This window comes from Streptomyces cavernicola, assembly GCF_029968035.1.
Lineage (GTDB): Bacteria > Actinomycetota > Actinomycetes > Streptomycetales > Streptomycetaceae > Streptomyces > Streptomyces cavernicola.
On record NZ_JASCIQ010000005.1, the window covers coordinates 1 to 19192 of the forward strand.

16 protein-coding genes are annotated in these 19192 nt (G+C 71.4%); 9 read left to right on the forward strand and 7 right to left on the reverse strand.

Going from position 1 to position 19192, the window contains the following annotated elements:
• Positions 1-199 precede the first annotated feature (199 nt).
• The gene (locus QIS96_RS06195) at positions 200-1315 is read left to right on the forward strand and encodes an ADP-ribosylglycohydrolase family protein (RefSeq protein WP_282541372.1); all 1116 of its coding nucleotides are present in this window, start codon (positions 200-202) and stop codon (positions 1313-1315) included.
• Between the two features lie 349 nt (positions 1316-1664).
• Here the strand turns inward: QIS96_RS06195 and QIS96_RS06200 are convergent, their stop codons facing one another.
• Positions 1665-2447: an SDR family oxidoreductase gene (locus QIS96_RS06200; RefSeq protein WP_282541373.1), complete on the reverse strand. Its 783-nt coding sequence runs from the start codon at positions 2445-2447 to the stop codon at positions 1665-1667.
• Positions 2448-2527: 80 nt separating this feature from the next.
• Here QIS96_RS06200 and QIS96_RS06205 point away from each other — a divergent pair, with 80 nt between their 5' ends.
• Positions 2528-3367, forward strand: coding sequence for a hypothetical protein (locus tag QIS96_RS06205; RefSeq protein ID WP_282541374.1), 840 nt, complete (start codon positions 2528-2530; stop codon positions 3365-3367).
• A 114-nt stretch (positions 3368-3481) separates the two neighbouring features.
• Here QIS96_RS06205 and QIS96_RS06210 read toward each other — a convergent pair whose 3' ends face one another.
• The 3 genes from QIS96_RS06210 to QIS96_RS06220 form a co-directional block, all read right to left on the reverse strand.
• On the reverse strand, positions 3482-3688 hold the full coding sequence (locus QIS96_RS06210) for a DUF397 domain-containing protein (protein ID WP_282541375.1): 207 nt from the start codon (positions 3686-3688) through the stop codon (positions 3482-3484).
• Between the two features lie 220 nt (positions 3689-3908).
• The gene (locus tag QIS96_RS06215; RefSeq protein WP_282541376.1) at positions 3909-4775 is read right to left on the reverse strand and encodes a helix-turn-helix domain-containing protein; all 867 of its coding nucleotides are present in this window, start codon (positions 4773-4775) and stop codon (positions 3909-3911) included.
• Between the two features lie 350 nt (positions 4776-5125).
• A complete protein-coding gene (locus QIS96_RS06220) occupies positions 5126-5881 on the reverse strand; it encodes a GOLPH3/VPS74 family protein (RefSeq protein WP_282541377.1) in 756 nt (251 codons plus the stop codon).
• Positions 5882-6118: 237 nt separating this feature from the next.
• On the opposite strand from QIS96_RS06220, the gene QIS96_RS06225 reads away from it, so the two are divergent.
• The 3 genes from QIS96_RS06225 to QIS96_RS06235 all read left to right on the forward strand — a co-directional run bounded on the left by QIS96_RS06225 (position 6119) and on the right by QIS96_RS06235 (position 10790).
• Entirely contained in the window at positions 6119-8686 is a 2568-nt protein-coding gene (locus tag QIS96_RS06225; protein WP_282541378.1) for a D-alanyl-D-alanine carboxypeptidase family protein, read from the forward strand.
• Positions 8687-8831: 145 nt separating this feature from the next.
• Positions 8832-9218: a hypothetical protein gene (locus tag QIS96_RS06230; RefSeq protein WP_282541379.1), complete on the forward strand. Its 387-nt coding sequence runs from the start codon at positions 8832-8834 to the stop codon at positions 9216-9218.
• A gap of 369 nt (positions 9219-9587) precedes the next feature.
• Complete coding sequence (locus QIS96_RS06235) at positions 9588-10790, forward strand: Cmx/CmrA family chloramphenicol efflux MFS transporter (protein WP_282541577.1); 1203 nt, start codon at positions 9588-9590, stop codon at positions 10788-10790.
• A gap of 59 nt (positions 10791-10849) precedes the next feature.
• On the opposite strand, the gene ggt is transcribed toward QIS96_RS06235, so the two are convergent.
• The gene (gene ggt / locus QIS96_RS06240) at positions 10850-12811 is read right to left on the reverse strand and encodes a gamma-glutamyltransferase (protein WP_282541380.1); all 1962 of its coding nucleotides are present in this window, start codon (positions 12809-12811) and stop codon (positions 10850-10852) included.
• A 349-nt stretch (positions 12812-13160) separates the two neighbouring features.
• Here ggt and QIS96_RS06245 point away from each other — a divergent pair, with 349 nt between their 5' ends.
• Both QIS96_RS06245 and QIS96_RS06250 read left to right on the forward strand, forming a co-directional pair.
• Entirely contained in the window at positions 13161-13745 is a 585-nt protein-coding gene (locus QIS96_RS06245) for a DUF2975 domain-containing protein (protein ID WP_282541381.1), read from the forward strand.
• On the forward strand, positions 13745-14026 hold the full coding sequence (locus QIS96_RS06250; RefSeq protein WP_282541382.1) for a helix-turn-helix domain-containing protein: 282 nt from the start codon (positions 13745-13747) through the stop codon (positions 14024-14026). Before QIS96_RS06245 ends, QIS96_RS06250 begins: the two co-directional genes overlap by 1 nt.
• A 31-nt stretch (positions 14027-14057) precedes the next feature.
• Here QIS96_RS06250 and QIS96_RS06255 read toward each other — a convergent pair whose 3' ends face one another.
• Both QIS96_RS06255 and QIS96_RS06260 read right to left on the reverse strand, forming a co-directional pair.
• A complete protein-coding gene (locus QIS96_RS06255; RefSeq protein WP_282541383.1) occupies positions 14058-15119 on the reverse strand; it encodes a peptidoglycan-binding domain-containing protein in 1062 nt (353 codons plus the stop codon).
• A gap of 171 nt (positions 15120-15290) precedes the next feature.
• Positions 15291-16289, reverse strand: coding sequence for a DUF2690 domain-containing protein (locus QIS96_RS06260; protein WP_282541384.1), 999 nt, complete (start codon positions 16287-16289; stop codon positions 15291-15293).
• A gap of 312 nt (positions 16290-16601) precedes the next feature.
• Between QIS96_RS06260 and QIS96_RS06265 the strand changes: the two genes are divergently transcribed.
• Positions 16602-17855: a GH25 family lysozyme gene (locus QIS96_RS06265; protein WP_282541385.1), complete on the forward strand. Its 1254-nt coding sequence runs from the start codon at positions 16602-16604 to the stop codon at positions 17853-17855.
• A 312-nt stretch (positions 17856-18167) separates the two neighbouring features.
• A complete protein-coding gene (locus QIS96_RS06270) occupies positions 18168-19109 on the forward strand; it encodes a hypothetical protein (protein WP_282541386.1) in 942 nt (313 codons plus the stop codon).
• Positions 19110-19192: the final 83 nt, after the last annotated feature.

Genomic DNA, 19192 nt, shown 5'->3' on the forward strand with positions numbered 1-19192 from the left:
GGAGGCGGATTAGCCGGCGGGACGGGGACCAGCCCCGCCGCAGCCCCCGCCCCGCCCCTGAAGGCCAGCCCCTGAAGACCAGCCCCTCCGGCGATTGAGGAGATTCGGGAAGGGGCGGGGAGGGGAAAGAAGCGCAGCCCGAACGGACCGTCCCCGTTCGATTACAGTGCTGCGCACACGACTCGTGGGAGGAGGCGCGGTGAGCGTAGGTGTGACGGCGGTCTGGGGCCGCGCCGAACAGCAGGACTTCCGCAGCCGCGTACGCGGCTCGCTGCTCGGGGCGGCGCTCGGCGACGCCCTCGGCGCCCCTGTCACGGCCCTGGACCTGGAGGCGATCCGCACCGAGCACGGCGCGGAGGGCCTCGCGGACCTCGCGCCCGCGTACGGCAGACGCGGCGCCGTCACAGCGGCCACACAGCTGGCCCTGTTCACCGTGGACGGACTGATCCGCGCCCAGGTCCGCCGCGACACCGGCGCCTGGCACCCGCCCACCGACATCCACCGCGCCCACCGCCGCTGGGCCCTCACCCAGATCGAGTGGGGCCCCGACGAGCGCCGCAAGGAGGACGGCTGGCTGGCCCGCGAGGAGTGGCTGTACGCCCGCCGCGAGCCGTCCCGCGCCTGCCTCGCCGGATTCGGCGAGGAGCCGATGGGCACCCTGGAGTCGCCGCGGAACCCCGCCGAGCGCGGCCCCGAGGCGGTCACGCGGTCCGCGCCCTTCGGGCTGCTCGTCGGCTGGGAGCCGCAGCTGGTCCTGCAGCTGGCCGTCGAATGCGCCGCGCAGACCCACGGGCACCCCTCGGCGTACCTCGCGGCGGGCGCGCACGCGGTGATCGTGCACGCGCTCGCCCGCAACGAGTCCCTGGACGGCGCGGTGCAGCGGGCGCTCGCCCTGCTCGCCGCCCGGCCCGGACACCAGCCGGTCACGGACGCCCTCAAGCAGGCGCTCGGCGCGGTCCGCCAGGGCATGCCGAGCCCGGCCAGGGTCGAGTCCCTCGCCGAGGAGGGCACGGCGGACGCGGTGCTCGGGGCGGCGGTGTACTGCGCGACGGTCTGCGAGGACATCCGGCACGGGCTGCGCCTCGCCGTGAACCAGGGCGGGGACTCGTCCTCGGTGGCGTGCCTGACCGGTGCGATGCTCGGGGCTCTGCACGGGGAGACGGCGCTGCCGCCGGGCTGGGTCGCGGAGTTGGAGGGGCGGTCCACGATGCTTGAGCTGGCGGACGACTTCGCCATGGAGATGACCCAGGGCCCGGCCCTGCACGGCCCCGCGGGCTCCTCTCCGGGCTGGCTGCTCCGCTACCCGCGGGCGTAGCCGTTTTTTGATCCCCTCCCCGCCCCTTCCCGAAAGTCCTGCGGACGGCTTCGGGGGCCAGCCCCCGGACCCCCGCTGCTCAAACGCCGCAGGGGCTGGTTTTTAAGGGGCGCGGGGAACTGCGCGACCAGCCACGACGGCGCGGGCAGCCGAAGAACACACCGCCGCAGCCACGCGGCGGCAGCCGCATATCAGGCACAGCCGGGAAGGGGCGGGGAGGGGAAAAGCACGCGACCAGCCACGACGGCGCGGCAGCCGAACGACCACCGGGGCACGGGACGGAGCCCCGGGTGGGCCGGGGGTGGAGCCCTCAAGGGTCCGGGGGCGTAGCCCCCGGGGTTCCGGGTCGCTAGCGCATCACCTCGCCCGCGTTCACCAGCAGGGACTGCCCCGTAATCGCCCGAGCCCGATCAGACGTCAAAAACACACACGCATCCGCGACATCCCCGTCCGTCGCCAGCTCCGGCAACACCATCCGCTCGGCCAACCGCGACTTCACCGCCTCCTCCGACACCCCCTCCCCCTCCGCCGCAGCCCGCACGTACCCCTCGACCTGCGGACCCCACATCCAGCCCGGCTGGACCGTGTTGACCCGGATGCGGTGCGGCCCGAGCTCGCGCGCCAGCGAGTACATCGCCGACACGAGCGCCCCCTTCGACGCCGCGTACGCCGCCTGCCGCACCTGTGAGGGCGCCGCCACCGAGGACTGCGTGCCGACGAGGACGAGCGCGCCGCCGCGTTCCTTCAGCGCGGGGAGGCAGGCGCGGGCCATCTTCAGGCTGCCGAGCAGGTTGACGTCCACCACGCCCTGCCAGGTCGCGAAGTCGGCGTCCTCCAATCCGCCGAAGTGCGAGTCCACGGCGGCGACTTGGACGAGCGCGTCGATCCGCCCGAACCGCTTCACGGCCAGTTCGGCGAGGGCCCCGCACTGCTCCTCGTCGCCGATGTCGGTGGCCCGGTACGCGGTGTGCCGGCCGCCCGGGTCGATCTCCGCGGCGGCCTTGGCGAGGTTGGCCTCGGTACGGGCGCCGAGCACGGCGTTGCCGCCGTCGCGCACCACGGCGGCGGCGACCTCGTGGCCGAGTCCGGCGCCGACTCCCGAGACGATCACGGTTCTTCCTTCGAGCAGCATCGGCGCCTCCGCGGTCTGGTGCAATTCCTGACGGGGCGTCAGAGTAGGGCGGACCAGTACCGGAAGGAAGGGGATCGACCATGGGCGAGGAGACGCGCAGCGAGACCTACGCGGAGCTGGCGGCCGTCGGCCCGTACGGCGTGCACCCCGGGCATGCGCTGATCACCATGGTCGAGCCGCACCCGGGACACGAGCACGCGTACAACCGCTGGTACGAGGACGACCACTACTACGCGGGCGCGATGGCCATGCCGTGGATGTACTCGGGGCGGCGCTGGGTCGCCACCAGGGACCTGCAACTGCTGCGCCGCCCGGAGAAGTCGGCGGTGGCCCAGCCCGTCACGGCCGGCTGCTATCTCTCCACGTACTGGATCACCGACGGGCGCTACGACGACCACATGCGCTGGACCGTCGGCATCAACAAGCGCCTCAACCGGGACGGCCGCGTCCACCAGGACCGTACGCACGTCTTCACGGCCTTCCAGGACCACGTGGGCACCGTCTACCGCGACGGCGCCTCGGGCCCGCGGGACTTCCACGCCCTGGACCACCCGTACCAGGGGCTGGTCCTTGAGGTCATCGACGCCGAAGGGCCCGAGCAGCGCGCCGAGTTGGCGGAGTGGCTGCGCTCGGAGCATTTGCCGGGGAGGCTCGCGGGGTCGCCGGCCGCGATGGTGGTGATGTTCCGCCCGACGCCGCTGCCGGGCGACCGGATGTCGTACGTGAAGCAGGTCGAGGGCGTCGACGACCGGCTCACGCTGCTCTGGTTCCTGCAGTCCGACCCGCGCCCCTGCTGGCCGGAACTCTTCGCCGGGCGCGAGGAGGAAGTGGCCGAATCCGGCCTGGGCCGGGTCGAGTTGGCGGCGCCGTTCATCCCGACCGTGCCGGGTACGGACATCTACGTGGACCAGCTGCGGTAGGGAAAGGCCGAGCCCCCTCGGCCGGGACGGCGGACCAGTCGAGAGGGCTCTTCGGTGTTGCAGGTGTTGCAGGTGTTGCAGGTGTTTCCGGTACTGCGGTTGTGCGGGTGCGGATCAGATGCCCCACGTACCCCGCGTGACCTGACCGACGAACGCACTCCAGGACTTGGGGGCGAACGCCAGCGCCGGACCCTCGGGGACCTTCGAGTCACGCACGTCGATCGCGTGCATCACCGGGGACTTGACCTCTACACATGCGCCGTTTCCGGTGGAATACGAGGACTTGGTCCAGGTGTTCGTAGCGCCTTGCTGAATTGCCATTTTCGCTCCGCTTGCCGATCGCCGGTTGGGTGGGGGTGCGATGCCAACGGCTTGTTGTTGTTGGCGTGATCGACGCTACTCGCCAACTTCCCGGAGCGAGGCGGCCATTCACTCGACCGGATGGCATATACCGGATCGGACTTCCCTATTGACGAGGTGACGGTGTACCGTGCCGCGCCTTCAGAACCGGAGCCTCCGCATACGTCTTTGGGGCCGCCGTTCAGGCGTCCCCACGGGCGTAGGTCTTGGCCACTTCCGAGATGAACTGCCGGGTCTGGTCCACATTCAGCGCCTGCGCCCTCAAGTGCTCGTACATGACGCTGTACTTCTGCACGTCGTTCGCCTTCTCCAGGTAGAGGTCGCTGGTCACGCCCTCGATGTAGACGACGCTGGAGTCGGCGGCGTCGGGGAACTCCAGGATCGCGTACTGCCCGTTCACGCCCGGGTGCGCGCCCATGGAGAACGGCATGACCTGCACGGTGACGTGCGGCTCGTGCGACATCTCGACGAGGTGCTCCAACTGCTGGATCATCAGCTGCCGGTCGCCGACGACGCGCCGCAGCGCCGCCTCGTCGAGCACCGCCCACAGTCGCAGCGGGGCCTCGCCGGAGTTGATCCGCTCCTGGCGGCGCACGCGCACCTGGACGCGCTTCTCGATGTCGGTCGTCGAGGTCTCCGGCAGCGCCCCGGCGATCAGCGCCTCGGCGTACGCCCGGGTCTGCAGCAGGCCGGGCACGACCTGCGGCTCGTACACCCGCAGTGAGGCCGCGTCGGTCTCCAGACCGATGTAGACGCTGTACGGGATGTCGCCGAAGGCGTGCCACCAGCCTTGCTGGCGGCTGTCCTTGGCCATTTGCATCAGAGACTCGACGACGCGGTGGTCCTCCACCTCGTACACCCCGCACAGGTCGCGGACGTCGCGCTGGCTGATGCTGCGCCGACCGTTCTCGAGGCGGCTGATCTTCGACTGGGAGACGAGGAGTTTGTCCGCCACCTCCTCCGCCGTCATGCCTTTGAGCTCACGGAGCCTGCGCAACTCCTGGCCCAACCGGCGTCGCCTGACGGTGGGATTGACATTGGACGCCACGGGACGTGCACCTCCGGCTGAGGACTTCTCTACTTTGCGTATCTACTGCTCAGCAGAGTGCCACCAACGGGTGTCGCAGCGCTGGAAAACAGCGGATATACGGAGGCCGCGACCGGTTTCGGGGCGACGCGTCCCATGCGTGGTGCTGCGCACATGCGGGAGCGCGGGGCGGTGGCCGGTGTCGTCGTCCAGGACGTCCGGCCGCCACCCCGCGCTCCTCAGCGGCTCCCGAACCGGTCTCGGTGCGGTGGTGCGCTTTGGTGCCTGCGGTGCGGGTGGTGCGTGGAGCTGGTGGTGCTCGTACTGCCTTACGGGCTGTGCGCTACGGGCTGTGCGCTACGGGCTGTGCCTCAGTGGGCGACGGCCCGTGCCATGGAGCCTCGGCGTGGCTGCATCGGAATCCGGCCGGGGCCGGCTTCCTGCGCGGCCGCACGGTCCGGCTTGCGGGCCGTGGCCGTGGCCGGGGAGCGACGGGGCTGGGCCGCCACTCCGTTCTGGACGTCCATGACCGCGTGCGCCACGAGGCCGCCCATCGGGTCGTGCCTGATCAGATCCCGGAGGCGGGAGCGCGACGAGCGCCCTTCGTTCCCGGGGTACAGGTGCTTGCCGAGACCGACCGCATGGGCCAGCGCGGCGAGCGCCGCGGTCCGCGGGTCCGGCGGTACGCCGGTGCGGATCGCGGAGTCCAGCCGGGACCTGATCTCCCGGCTGATGGCCGTGTCCGTCGCCTGATAGCGAGTCGTCGGCAGCACTCCGCACATCTGGCCCGCCACGGCATGCACCATGCCGCACCGCTCCAGATGCGAGAGATAGGTCTGGCGCAGCCCAAGGCGCGGCCCGCCGATCCAGTTGACCGCACGTACCGGCGCGCCGCGCCTGCGCAGCAACTCCAGTGCACAGTCCAGGGTTGGATCTCCAGTCGGCCGTGGTACGACCACGGCGATACGATCCCCGTCTGGGGCTATCCGTCCGGCCAGCGCCAGCTCTACTAGCTGTGCTCCGGCCAGACCGAGGTCGAGCGACTGCGGCTGCGCTGTGGTACCCGTGGCCGGGTCCAGAGCGAGTAGCAGAAGCTCCTCCGGAATCGTTCTGCGGCTCTTGCCCATCCATGCCTCCCCGCGTGGATGAATGACAGGGTGACCCCTCTCACATTGGTCTGTCGAGAGCGCGTGTCCGGTTCGTAATGGAACCAGGAGATATGTCGTTCTCGTCTAGCCCGGGGGGCAGGCCCGCACACAGGACACTGGTACATGGTTCGGACACCGGATCCGTCCTGCGGGGCCGACCGTTGGGACACAGGCGTAGCGCGCGGTACGGGCGCACGGCGTATCGAGGAGGCATTGGTGGCGGGCGAGACCCCCGACATGTCGGGGCAGAGAAAGTCTTCGGGGACGTCCTCGGGCAGTTCTTCGGGCGAGACCTCGGGTGAGTCTGCGGCCGACCGCGCGGCGCAGCCCGCCGACCCCCGGCTCGCCGTGTCCAGGCAGACCGCTGTCGAGGACGTCGCGGAGCAGGTCGACCAGCCGACCGCGGTGATCTCTACAGCTGAGCTCGAGGCCGGGGCCGGGGCCGGGTCCGAGTCCGAGTCCGCGTCGGGTTCCGGTTCCGGGGAGGCGGATTCGGTGACGGAGTCGGAGTCGGACGAGGCGTCGGAGGGCGCGGGGGAGGCCGGCGAGGGGAAGGACGCCCGCCTGCGCGCCGCGGTTGCGGCCTGGGTCGCCGGATCCGACGGGAACGACGATTCTCGGCCACCTGAGGACGAGGAGACCGCCGAGGCGACGGAAGAGGCCGAGGAGACGCCTGAGGAGCCTGAGGCGGCGGAGCAGGACGCCGAGGGCGCTGCGGCCGAGCCCGAGCCCGAGCCCGAGCCCGAGCCCGAGCCCGAGGCCGACTCCGATTCCGACGCTACGGACGAGCCCGAGGCCGCGGTGGCCGACGAGGAGCCTGCCGACGAGGACGACGAGGACGACGAGGCCGACGCCAAGGCCGAGGACGAGGCCGAGACCGACGAGGAGCCTGCGGGCGACGCCGACGAGGCAGCGGACCCCGAAGCCGACCCCGATGAGGACTCGGACAAGGACGCGGAAGAGGAAGCGGACTCCGAGGAACCTGACGACTCCGGCGACGCCGACGAGCCCGTCGACCAGCCCACCGCGATCTTCAAGGCGCCGCAGTCGAAGGTCGACCACCCGACGGCCATGCTCAAGCTGCCCGCAGACGCGGACAAGGCCGAAGAGCCCGACCCCGCCGAAGAGGCCGACGAGCCCGACGAGGCGGAAGAGGACGACAAGGCCGAGCCCAAGTCGGACGAGCCAGAGTCGGACGAGTCCGAGGCCGGAGAGTCCGCCGCTGAGAATCCCGACCCCGAGCCCGAGTCCGAGCGCACCAGCAAATTCGTAGCCCTCAAGCCCCTCGACGAGCCGAAGGCCGTCAAGAGGGCGAAGGCGACCCAGGGCACCAAGACGACCGAGGGCACCAAGGCGACCGAGAGTGCCAAGGCGTCGAAGACCCCCGTGGCCGTGGGCGCCGAACTCCCGCCCGAGGCACCGGCGTCGGCGGCCGGCGATGCCCCCGCCCCGCCCGAACCGCCCGAGCGGACCACGCAGCAGCCGCTGCCGCCGAAGCCGCCGCTGGATCTGCTCGCCGAGCTGACGAACCGGCCGAAGCCGCCGGAGACCGTGCTGCGCACCGCCGTGCGCCGGGTGAAGATCTGGACGCCGCTCGTGGCGCTCCTGGCGATCGTCTTTGCGATCGTGCAGGCGGTGCGCCCGCTGCCGACTCCGACACTGGAGCTGACCGCCACCGAGACCGTCACCTTCGACGGCGCGAAGCCCGAGATGCCCTGGCCGAGCGGCGGCCAGGCCGCCATGGCCGTGGAGGGCGTCGGCAGCTTCGGCACGTCGGGCGAGCAGAAGCCCGTCCCCATCGGCAGCGTGGCGAAGGTGATGACCGCGTACGCCTTCCTGACCGAGCACCCGATCAAGAAGGGGACGAAGGGCGACAGCTTCACCGTCGACGCGAAGGCCGTCGAGGACTACGAGACGGGCAAGGCCGAGCGTGAGTCCGTGGTCAAGGTGACCGAGGGGCAGCAGCTCAGCGAGTACGAGGCGATGCAGGCCCTGATGCTGCCGTCCGCGAACAACATCGCCAGGCAGCTCGCACGCTGGGACAGCCAGGGTTCCGAGGAGGCGTTCGTCAAGAAGATGAACGCCAAGGCCAAGGAACTGGGCATGAAGAACACCACGTTCACCGACCCGAGCGGTCTGAAGGAGACCACCGTCTCCACCGCCGAGGACCTCGTCATCCTGGGCAAGAAGGCCATGGAGATCCCGGTCTTCAAGGAGATCGCCGCGCAGACCCAGTACAAGGACAGCAACGGCGACATCCAGACCAACTTCAACCGGCTTGTGCCGTACACCGGAACGGGCATCAAGACCGGCACCACCACGGCTGCGGGCGGCAACCTCCTCTTCTCCGCGGAGAAGAAGGTCGGCGACACCACCCAGGTGATCATCGGCGCCGCCCTCGCGCAGTTCGGCCAGAACGGCGTGGCCAATATCGACTACGTCACCGACGTCAGCAAGAAGCTGATCGAGGCCGCCCAGGGCGCTCTGGAGGACAAGCCCGCGGTCGAGAAGGGTGATGTCGTCGGCGTGGTCGACGACGGTCTCGGCGGTACGACCCCGGTCGTCGCCACCGAGGACGTCGGGGCGGTCGGCTGGCCGGGCCTGACCGTGAAGCTGAAGCTGGCGGACGGAGGCGAGACCGTGCCGCACGTCGCGAAGGCCGGCGACGAGGTCGGCGTTCTCACCGTGGGCGACGGCGAGTTCGGCGCTGTGGAGGTCCCGGTCGCGCTGCAGCAGGACCTGACCGAGCCGGGCTTCGGAGACCGGCTGACCCGCCTCGGCTGACCTTCCCTCGCTGACCCGACCTCGCTGACTCGCCCCGGCTGACGGGGCGGGTCAGCGAGGCTCGTTAATCGGCTGCGTCCGCCGGCCGGGACATGAAAAACTCTCAACTTCCGACGTCTTCAGCATTCTCACGGGGGAGAACTGCATGTCCAGTAAGAAGAGGGTTCTCGGTCGCATGGGCGTGGTGGCGTTCACCACCACTCTGTCCCTCACCTTCGCCACCGCCGCGTACGCCGGGACGGACGAGCGCATCGACGTCGCCGGGGGCGAGGTGACCTTCGCGCACCAGGGTGACTTCCTCGACAGCTATGACCTGAAGGCGGACGGCTACTGCCTGACGGGCGATCTGAAGATCAACGCCTGGCACGAGTGGAGCATCACGTCCTGCGGGTACAACACCTACAAGTACAGGAGCCTGAAGCAGATCAACGAGGGCGCTCCGTTGTACATCAGGGCCTGCTACTCGAAGAAGCGCAGCGACGGCTCCATCGACCGAGTGAAGTGCACCGGCTGGCAGGGCGCACACGCCTGACCCCGTCGAGCCCGTCACTTCGCGCTCGCCTGCGTCCAACTCCCGGTAGTTTCCCCGCACTTGCGGCCCGGTCTTTCGGCCGGGCCGCAAGTCCGGCGGGCGGAATTCGGTGGACCAGCCGGCGGGCGGGCGGCTAGCGTGCGCGGCATGTCGAGCCCCGAGGCTTCCAGAGGCTAGCCACCGGACCACGCGTCCGGTGGCTGTACGAGCGGTGGGTCCGTGCGTCACGCACCGACCCCGTCGACGCCTGCCGCGTCGACCCGCCTCCGTACGGCCGAGGCCTGCTCACCTTCCTCGCGCATCACCTCTCACCTCCTGCCGCCCCAGCGGCGGCAGGGCTGGAGCCTCGACATGCCTCGTGCGCCACGCATGCCCCTCACCGTCCACCTCCTCGGACTCGCCGTCTTCGCCATGGGGACCTCCGAGTTCATGCTCTCCGGGCTCGGCCCCGACATCGCCGCCGAGCTGCACGTATCGCTCCCGACCGTGGCCACGCTGACCTCGGTGTTCGCCGTCGGGATGATCGTCGGCGCGCCCGCGGCCGCGCTGCTCAGCCTGCGCCTGCCGCGCCGCACCGCGCTCCTCGGCTTCCTCGGCGCCTTCCTGCTCACCCATGTCGCCGGCGCGCTGACGTCGAGTTTCGCGGCGCTGCTCGTCCTGCGCTTCGTGGGGGCGCTCGCCAACGCCGGGTTCCTCGCGGTCGCCCTGGCCACCGCGGTCTCCCTCGTCGCGCCCGACGCCAAGGGCCGCGCCACGTCGGCGCTGCTCGGCGGGGTCACCGTGTCCTGTGTGGCGGGTGTGCCCGGCGGTGCGCTGCTCACCCAACTCTGGGGCTGGCGCGCCGCGTTCTGGGCGGTGGCCCTGCTCTCGCTGCCCGCGCTGCTCGCGCTCGTACGGTCCGTGCCCGCCGGCCATGTCGAGGGCGCGCCCCGTCCGGACGCCCGCCGCGAACTCGCCGCGCTGCGCCGCCCGCGTCTCCAACTCGCTCTGCTGCTGGGTGCGTTGGTCAACGGCGCGACCTTCTGCGCCTTCACGTACCTGGCCCCGCTCCTCACCGACGTCACCGGTCTCGCCGCGTCCTGGGTGCCGGTGCTGCTCGCGCTGTTCGGCGTCGGCTCGTTCGCGGGGGTCACGCTCGGCGGCCGGTACGCGGACACGCACGCCGCCCGCCTCCTTGCCTTCGGCACACCCGCCCTGTGCCTGGCCTGGCCCCTGTTGGCCCTCGCGGCGGGCTCGGCCCCGGCGGTCCTGACCTTGACGTTCGTGCAGGGCGCGCTCTCGTTCGCCGTCGGCTCGACGCTGATCTCCCGCGCCCTGTACGCGGCGCCGGACGCCCCGACCCTCGGTGGCGCCTACGCCACTGCGGCCTTCAACGTCGGTGCGGCGCTCGGCCCTTGGCTCGGCGGGCTCCCGGTCGCGGCGGGCTCGGGGTTCCGGGCGCCGCTGTGGGTGAGCGCGGGGCTCGTGGGCCTCGCGGGTGCGGTCGGGGGCGCGGTTCTCCTCGTACGGAAGGCGGCGGTGACGCGAGACGCCCCGGACCGGGAGGTGCGGTCCGGGGCGTCTGTGCAGTGACGGACACTCAGTGACGGTTGTTCAGTGACGGTCACTGAGTGACGGCTGTGAGGGCGTGCTCAGCGGTCGCTCTCGTCCACCACCATCGCCGAGCCGCCGCCCCGCCGTTTCGGCTCGGCGACCGCCGTGACCGTGCCGTCGGGCCCGAATTCGAGCGCCGCGACCGCGCCGATCTCCGGCGACGGCGTGAACGTCTCGGGCGCGGGCACGAACTTGTGGCCGAGCGCGTCGAGTTCGGCCCGCTCCGGCGAGGAGAGGAACGCGGGCTCGGCCTCGGTCGTGGCCCGGTTGCGTTGCGAGAGGCGCGGCGCGGCGACCGCTTCGGGCAGGGACATCCCCAGGTCCAGGCGGTTGACCAGGGTCTGCAGGACCGTGGTGATGATGGTCGCGCCGCCCGGCGAGCCCACCGCGAGCTGCGGCGCGCCGTCCTTCAGGACGATCGTCGGCGACATGCTGCTGCGCGGCCGTTTGCCGGGGCCCGGCAGGTTCGGGTGCGGCACGCCCGGGGTCAGCGGCTCGAACTCGAAGTCCGAGAGCTCGTTGTTGAGCAGGAACCCCCGCCCGGGAACGGTGATCGCGGAGCCGCCGGTCTGCTCGATGGTCAGGGTGTACGAGACGACGTTGCCCCAGCGGTCGGACGCCACCAGGTGTGTGGTCGAGGGGCCCTCGTACGGCTCCTTGCTGCCCTCGCCCGCCGTGCAGCCCCGGCCGGGACCGCCCTGGCCGGGGCCGTCCTGGCCGGGATCGCTCTGGCCGGGATCGCTCTGGCCGGGATCGCTCTGGCCGGGATCGCCCTGGCCGGGATCGCGCGGGTCGCCCGGGGCGAGCGGGCTGGTGAGCGCGGCGTCGGGCCGGATCAGGCAGGCCCGCGCCTTCGCGTACTCCTTGGACAGGAGCTCGTCGGTGGGCACGTCGGAGAAGGCCGGGTCGCCGACCCAGCGGTTGCGGTCGGCGAAGCCGATCCGGCTGGCCTCCAGGTAGTGGTGGAGCGCCTGGGTGCGGTCGGCTTCCGCGGGCGAGATCTCGTAGTTCTCCAGGATGTTCAGCGCCTCGCCGACGGTGGTGCCGCCGGACGAGGACGGCGCCATCGAGTACACGTCCGCGCCGCGGTACGTGGTGTGCGTCGGCTTGCGCGGCACCACCCGGTAGTCGGCGAGGTCCGCGCTCTCCATGAGGCCGGGTCGTACGTTCCGTGTGGAACCCTCGGCGACCGGCGGCTTCTTGACCGTGCGGACCACGTCGCGCCCGATGGAGCCGTGGTGCAGCGCGCCCACGCCCTCCCGCGCGAGCTGACGGTACGTGCGCGCCAGGTCCGGGTTGCGGAACGTCGAGCCCACGACCGGCAACTCCCCGCCGGGCAGGAAGAGTTCGGTGGTCGAGCTGAAGTCGCGGAAGCGGTCCTCGTTCATCTCGGTCTGGGCGCGGAACTCCTCGTTGACGACGAAGCCCTCGTCCGCGAGCCGCGTCGCGGGCCGCAGCGCCTGCCCGAGGCCGACGGTGCCCCAGTCGTCCAGGGCCTTCTCCCAGGTCGCCGGGGTGCCCGGAACGCCCACGGACAGGCCGGAGTTGACGGCCTCGTCGAACGGGATCGGCTCGCCCGTCGCCGGGTCGAGGAACGCGTCCTGCTGCATCTTGGCCGGCGCCGTCTCACGCCCGTCGAGGGTGCTGACCTTGCCGGTCGAGGCGTCGTAGTACACGAAGTAGCCGCCGCCCCCGACGCCCGCCGAGTAGGGCTCGACCACACCGAGCGCCGCCGCGGTGGCCACCGCCGCGTCGACCGCGTTCCCGCCCTTGCGCAGAACGTCGAGCCCGGCCTGCGATGCGTACGGATTCACGCTGGAGACCGCACCCCCGCTGCCGACGGCGACGGACTCCTTGCCGGGCGGCCGGGGCCCCGAGTCGGCGGGGGAGGCAGGGGCGGCGGGAGCGGCGACCGCGCCGGCCGGCGTCAGGACGGGCAGCAGGAGCGCCGCTGCGGACGCGGCGGACGCCGCGGCGAGGACGGTACGACGGACAGCCATGGAGCCTCCGGTGACCTGGAGCGAGGGAGGAGGGAGGAGGGAGGAGAGGGGAGGTGCGGGGCGAGGTGCTGGGGAAGTGCGGGGGGTGTCGAAACCCTGGCAGCGTCCGGGCAGGTCAGCAACGAACTGCCGGAAGATTTGCGGGAGATCTGAGGTTCCCGCCGAGTAGCCGAAGCCCGCCGCGCGGGCCGTCTCCGGGCCACCTCCGGGCTGTCTCCGGGCCGCCTCCCGTCCGTCTCCGGGCCGTCTCCGCTCCGTTGGCGACCGCCTCCCGAATCCTCGACCTGTCGAATATCGATATGGTCTCCTACTCTCGAACATATCGAAAAACGATAAGGAGGGGGACGCGATGACCACGCGACTCACGAAGGTTCTGGCATCCGTGAGCTTCGGCCTCGCGATGCTCACGGGGCTGACTTTCGCCGGTACGGCGGTGACGCACATGTCCGACGACGGCTCGGTCTGCGTGGAGACGGGCTTCTGGGCCAACGCCTCACTGAAGGACGGGCTGCCGCTCGGCGACGGCGTGGACGCGTCCAGCAGCGCCGCGCGCCTCTGCCAGGAAGCCCCCTCGATCGGTCAGCGCGCCGCCGACCTCGGGGGCCAACTGCCCTGGCTGCTGCTGAGCACCCTCGCGCTGCTGCACTTCGCGCGGCTGCTCAACTCCGTACTGGAACAAGGCCCGTTCACCGATACGGTGGCCCGCAAGCTCACCGCGCTCGGGTGGCTGATCGCCGTGGGCACGCCGGTCGCCGGATTCGTCGTCGGCTGGTCGCACTCCTGGCTCGTCGGGAGCATGGCCCCGATCGTGGGCTCCGGGCCGACGGTCTCCGGACCCCTGGTGCTGATCCTCGCCGGGCTCGCAGCGGTCATCATGGGGAAGATCATGCGCGAGGGCGTGCGCATGCGAGAGGACCTCGAAGGGACCATCTGATGCCAGAGGAGGAGCTCCACTCCATCCGGATCCACCTCGACCGGCTCCTCGCCGACCGCGGCATGACGCTCACCGAACTCTCCGCACAGGTCGGCATCACCGTGGTCAACCTGTCCGTGCTGAAGAACGGGCGCGCCAAGGCCATCCGCTTCTCGACCCTGTCGAGGATCTGCGACGTACTGCGGTGCCAGCCAGGCGAGTTGATCACCCATGAGCCGGGTGGTCCGGGTGGTCCGGGCGGTCAGGGTGCTCCGGGTGCGGAGGGAGTGGGCCCGGCTTAGGGGGGGCGCCGGGCCCGGTCGTACGGTCGGCTCAGCGCGGCCAGCCGCAGTGGACGTGGCGGCTGTGGCCCGCGTCGCCCGGACCGAGCACCTCGGTGGCGCCGAGCTTCCGGCACGCCGCCATCAGGTCCCGGTGCGGGGCGCCTTCGCCGACGTGGCGGCCGTCGATGTAGTTCACGTCGAAGGAAAGCCCCGCGTAGTGCCGGGAGTTGGAGCTGTGGTCGCCGCCGACGATCTCGGAGACGGAGACCCGGTGGCCGTACTGGGAGCGCAGCTTCAGCAGGCCGTCGAGCATCCGGGTGTCGAGCGCCACGCGCTGGTTCGGCCGGTCGCTCCAGGGACTGGTCAGAGCGCCCTTGCCGGCGGCCGTGTCGACGATGTTCTGCCGGGCGGTGGAGCCGGCGTGGGTACCGCCCGGGTGGACGGTCGCCAGAGTGATGCCGCCCGTGCCGAGGATCTTCTCGGCCAGCGCGGCCCGGTTCCCGGACGGTGTGCCGGGGTCGGGGGTGCCGGATCCGGGGGAGAGGAGCGCGGACCAGCTCCGCGGCCCCACGACGCCGTCGGCGGTGAGCCCGCTCGCCTTCTGGACGGCCTTGACCGCGGCGGCCGTGCCGGGCCCGAACTGCCCGTCCACGGCGACGGACTGCCCCCGGCTCTTCAGCAGCGCCTGGGCCGCCTTCACGGCCGGGCCCCGCGCGCCCTGCCGCAGCGTCGGGACCAGCTCGCCCCAGGTGGCGGGCCCGACGATGCCGTCCACGGCAAGGCCCTCGCCCTTCTGGAACGCTTTGACGGCCTGGGCGGTCGCGGGCCCGAACTCCCCGTCCACAGCGACGGACCGGCCGCCGGCGACCAGCAGATGCTGCAGCGCGGTCACCTCCGCACCCCGCGCCCCGGCCTGCAGTGTCGGCCAGGAGGTAGCGGCGGGCGCTGCCGCACGGGCCGTGGAGGTGTCGGTGGCGGGCGTGGAGGCGGTGGCGGCGTTCACGGTGACCAGGCCCGCACAGGCGAGCGCTGCGACGGCGGCGACGGCGGCCATCCGGCCCCGGCGCGCGGTGCGGGCATGACGTGCCGTGGGGGTGGGGCGTGTGGGCATGGTGAACTCCTCGGATTTGGAGGGAAGTCGGGGCGGCGGGACCGGAGAAGGAGGTCGGCCGCTGCTTCACTCTGCACGGCTCGGGTCGAGTCGTTCCAGCGTTCCGAGGGCCTTGCGGCGGTGCATCGATGCATGCATCACGCTGCCGCTATGCGCGCCGCTGACCTGCGCTTATGCAGGGCCTTTCGCCGAGCCCGAGCCCGAGCCCGAGTCCGAGCCCGAGTCCGAGTCCGAGCCCGAGTCCGAGCCCGAGCCCGAGCCCGAGCCCGAGCCCGAGTCCGAGAGCGACTCCGGCTTACTCTCCGCCGGACGGGTCGCGCAGACCTCGCCGCGCGGGGTGCGGGCGCAGGCCTTCGCGTCGTCGGGGCTCACGGCCTCCACCATCGTGGTGTGGGCGTCGTGCCCCCACTGCTGGGTGTAGTGCCGGCTGCGCCCCGCGTTGTTGGTGACCCGTACGACATCGCCCTGCGAGGTCCCGCTCATCTTGGCCCAGGCCGCCTGGCAGGCAGGGCTGAACCGCAGCTCGACGAAGACTCCGTGGGCGCGACCCGTGTAGTACGTGGCGGCGTCCTCCCGGCACACGGCGTACTTGGCGTCGATGCCGTAGCAGGACTCGCCGCGGCACTCCGCCGGAGGCTGCGTACCCGTGTGGCCGGTGGGCGAGGCCTCCGCTGTGGCCGACGGGGTCGCCCTGCCCTCGGGCGGAGTCCCCTGCCGCGGATCGCCCGACGTCATGAACGCGGTGAGCCCGACCGCCCCGAACACGGCAGCCGCGGCGACGGCGACCCACGGCCACTTGGCGCGGGCGGGGGTGGATCGGGGCTCTGGGCCGGGATTCGGGTCCGGGGATGCAGTGGCGACGACGTCCGTGGTCGGCGTACCGGGCGCCGTGGTGGCGGGGGCGACCGTGGCCGTCGCCCGACCATGCAGCTCAAGCGCGACGTCCAACTCCTCGGGCTCCCGCCGCAGCACCTCGTGCATGGTGCGGATGACATCGGGGCGGGCCGTCGTCGGGCGGGACCGGTTCAGGTAGCGGGACAGCATCTCCTGACTGATCCGTACGCCCCGTTCCGTGATCCGCCGGGCCAGCGCCTCCTGCGTGATCTTGTCGGGGTGCGACTCCCACCAGCTCCGCAGCAGCAGGGCGAGTTCGAGCCGGGCCGCCCGCACGCCCCCGGCCCCCTCGCCCGTCGACGTATCACCTTGGGACGTCTCACCCTGAGGCGTCCCACCCTGCGACGTCTCACCCATCGACGTACCGCTATCGCCCATTGATGCGTCCCCCCAAGTTCACCGTGCATGACGCCAGCTCAACCGCCGTGCATCACCGGGGCCTTGTGCATGAATCAGCCGGCCAGCCGTGAGTCTAGGACTCGCCGACGCCGCCGGTGCAGGGTTACGCCAACCACCCCCCATCTCCGGTCGTACGCCCAACTCCACTCGTACGACCGAGACTTGAGCCCGCCTGAAAGGGATCTGACTGTGTCCAAGCGGAACCCGCGCGCCCGCCGTCGCGGACTGCGCCTGAGTGCCGTGGCCGTCGCCGCCGCGTCGCTCGCGGCCGGTGCCCTGCTGTCCACCGCGGACGAGAGCCTGGCCGCCCCTCCGAGTACGTACAAGGTCAAGGGCATCGACACCAGCCACCACAACCACGACGCGACCGGCAAGGCCATCGACTGGAAGCGCGTCGCCCGGTCCAACTCCTTCGCGTTCCTCAAGGCGACACAGGGCACCGGCTACCAAGACCCCTGGTTCGCAAGGGACTTCAAGGCCGCGTCCGGCACATCGCTGCTCCGCGCCCCGTACCACTTCTTCGACCCGGAGAGCACGACCGACGGCCGCGCCCAGGCCGACCACTTCATCCGCACCGCCCGCGCCGCCGGCTACACCGGCAAGAAGGCCGGGGAGCTGCCGCCGGTCCTGGACGTCGAGGGCACCTGGCAGAACGGCCAGGAGGTGTGCCCGAAGGCGCTCCGCACCGACCAGCTCGCCGCGTTCCTCAACCGGGTGGAGGCGGCTTTCCAGGTCACCCCGATCGTCTACACCCGGGCGTCGTTCGTGACCGGCTGCATGTCCGGCAAGGGCCAGGTCTTCAAGGGCCACCCGCTGTGGCTCGCCCGGTACGAGAGCGGGTCGAAGGAACCGCAGGACGTACCGGGCGCGGGCGCCGCCTGGACGCTCTGGCAGTACACGGAGTCCGAGGCGATCCCGGGCCTCCCCGGCGCGAACGGCACCACCGGCAAGGGCGACCGCAACGTGTTCCGCGGCACCCTCGACCAGCTGCGCGCCCTGGCCGCGGGCGGCGGCGCGGGCGGCGGCGCCCCGAAGCCGCAGCCGGACGAGTCATGGCCGACGGTGCGGGCGGGCCAGCAGGGCGTCGATGTCCGCACCGTCCAACTGCTCCTCGCCGCCCACGGGTTCGCGACGACCGCCGACGGCGCGTTCGGTACGGGGACGACGGCGAAGGTCCGCGCGTTCCAGAAGGCCGAAGGCCTGGCCGCGGACGGCGTGGTCGGCCCCGCCACCTGGTCGAAGCTGATCACCACGGTCAAGCCCGGCGCGAAGGGCCCGGCCGTCAGGGCCCTGCAGCACCAACTCACCGCCAACGGCCACACTCTCACCCCGGACGGCGCCTTCGGCCCGGCCACGACCAGCGAACTCAAGGCCTTCCAGAAGTCCCGGCATCTGACCCCGGACGCCATCGCCGGCCCCACCACCTGGTCCGAACTGCTCTGACCCCGAGCGAAGGTGTTGGCACAGGCCGGCACAGCGGAACCCCACGAAAAGGGCGCCCGGCACAGGGGCACACGGAGGAACCCCACGAGAAAGGGCCGATGCGGCGGAGCCTCACCCTCCGCACCGGCCCTTCACCACCGGCCCTTCACCACCGGCCCTCCACCACCGGCCCTCCACCACCGGCGCTGCCCAGCAGGACTGGAATCTGCGACACCCGACCGTATGGCCCGGTTGTGGTGTAGTGGGCCGCTGCGTCTAGGTGATGGGGGAGCTGCTGTGCGGCGGTGGGGGAAGATCACGGCGGCGTTCGTCGTGGTGCTGACGGTGGTGGGGCTGGCCGTACGACAGGACGTCGAGGAGTGGTGGTCGGCACGCCAGGCGTGTGGTGGGGCGGTGCCGCGGGAAGTCGTCGACGCGCGCAAACCGGATGACGCCCGGCTGCTTCCTGCAGAGGAGAAGCTGATCGAGGAGACCGGCTGGTACAGGTGCGATCTGCGATACGAGGAGCCTGACGGCAGCCGGGACCAGGTGCTCCACGTGGTGGCGACCACCGATCGGGACGAGCAGGACGAGATTCTGCGGTACACGTTCGACGACAACGAGGGCTGGATCTTGGGCAGGCAGGTGCCAGAGGGGCTGCCCGGCATTCTGCAGGTGAACGACACCCTTCAGCTGCTCATTGACTGTCCCGCCCTGCCCGAGGACGCCGAAGGCCGGCCGCGCAAGCTCCTGGTGCGCAGCGGAATCGGAGCCTGGTCCGGAGAATCGGCCCCTCCCGAGCTCGTCGAGTCCGCGGTCTCCTTGGCCAACGGGGCGTCCCGCAAGCTCGGTTGTGGAGCCGAGGCTCTGAAGCTTCCAGCGGGCAAGGTGTATTACAAACCGCGGCCGCTGTCTCTGAAGGAAGCAGCCGCCACCCCCTGCGAATGGACGGCTCGCGCGGACCTGCCCGCGGGGGCGAGGGTCTCGATCAGTGGCACCCGAACCTCACACGCCGTGCGATGCGATCTCCACTGGGGCGATGACCTCCGCTACGCCAAGGTGAAGTTGGCCGCCTTCTACGGAGACTGGGGTAAGAGCCTCCGGTACGACGACGAGGGGAAGCGCCTGCCAGGAACGGTGACGGCTCGGTGTGCGGGCGAGGCGGCCACCTTCAAGGCGACGCGGGCGGCATCGGGCAGCGGCGTCACGGCGAAGCAACTGCGGGCCTGGACCGAGTCGTTCGCCGGCGCGGAACTCAAGCAGCGGGGCTGCTGACGCGCATGGGTCACACGGCCGCACCACCGCCCGCGCGGTGATCGAGGCCGTGTGGCCAACGGATGCCGGTGCCAGTGCAGTGC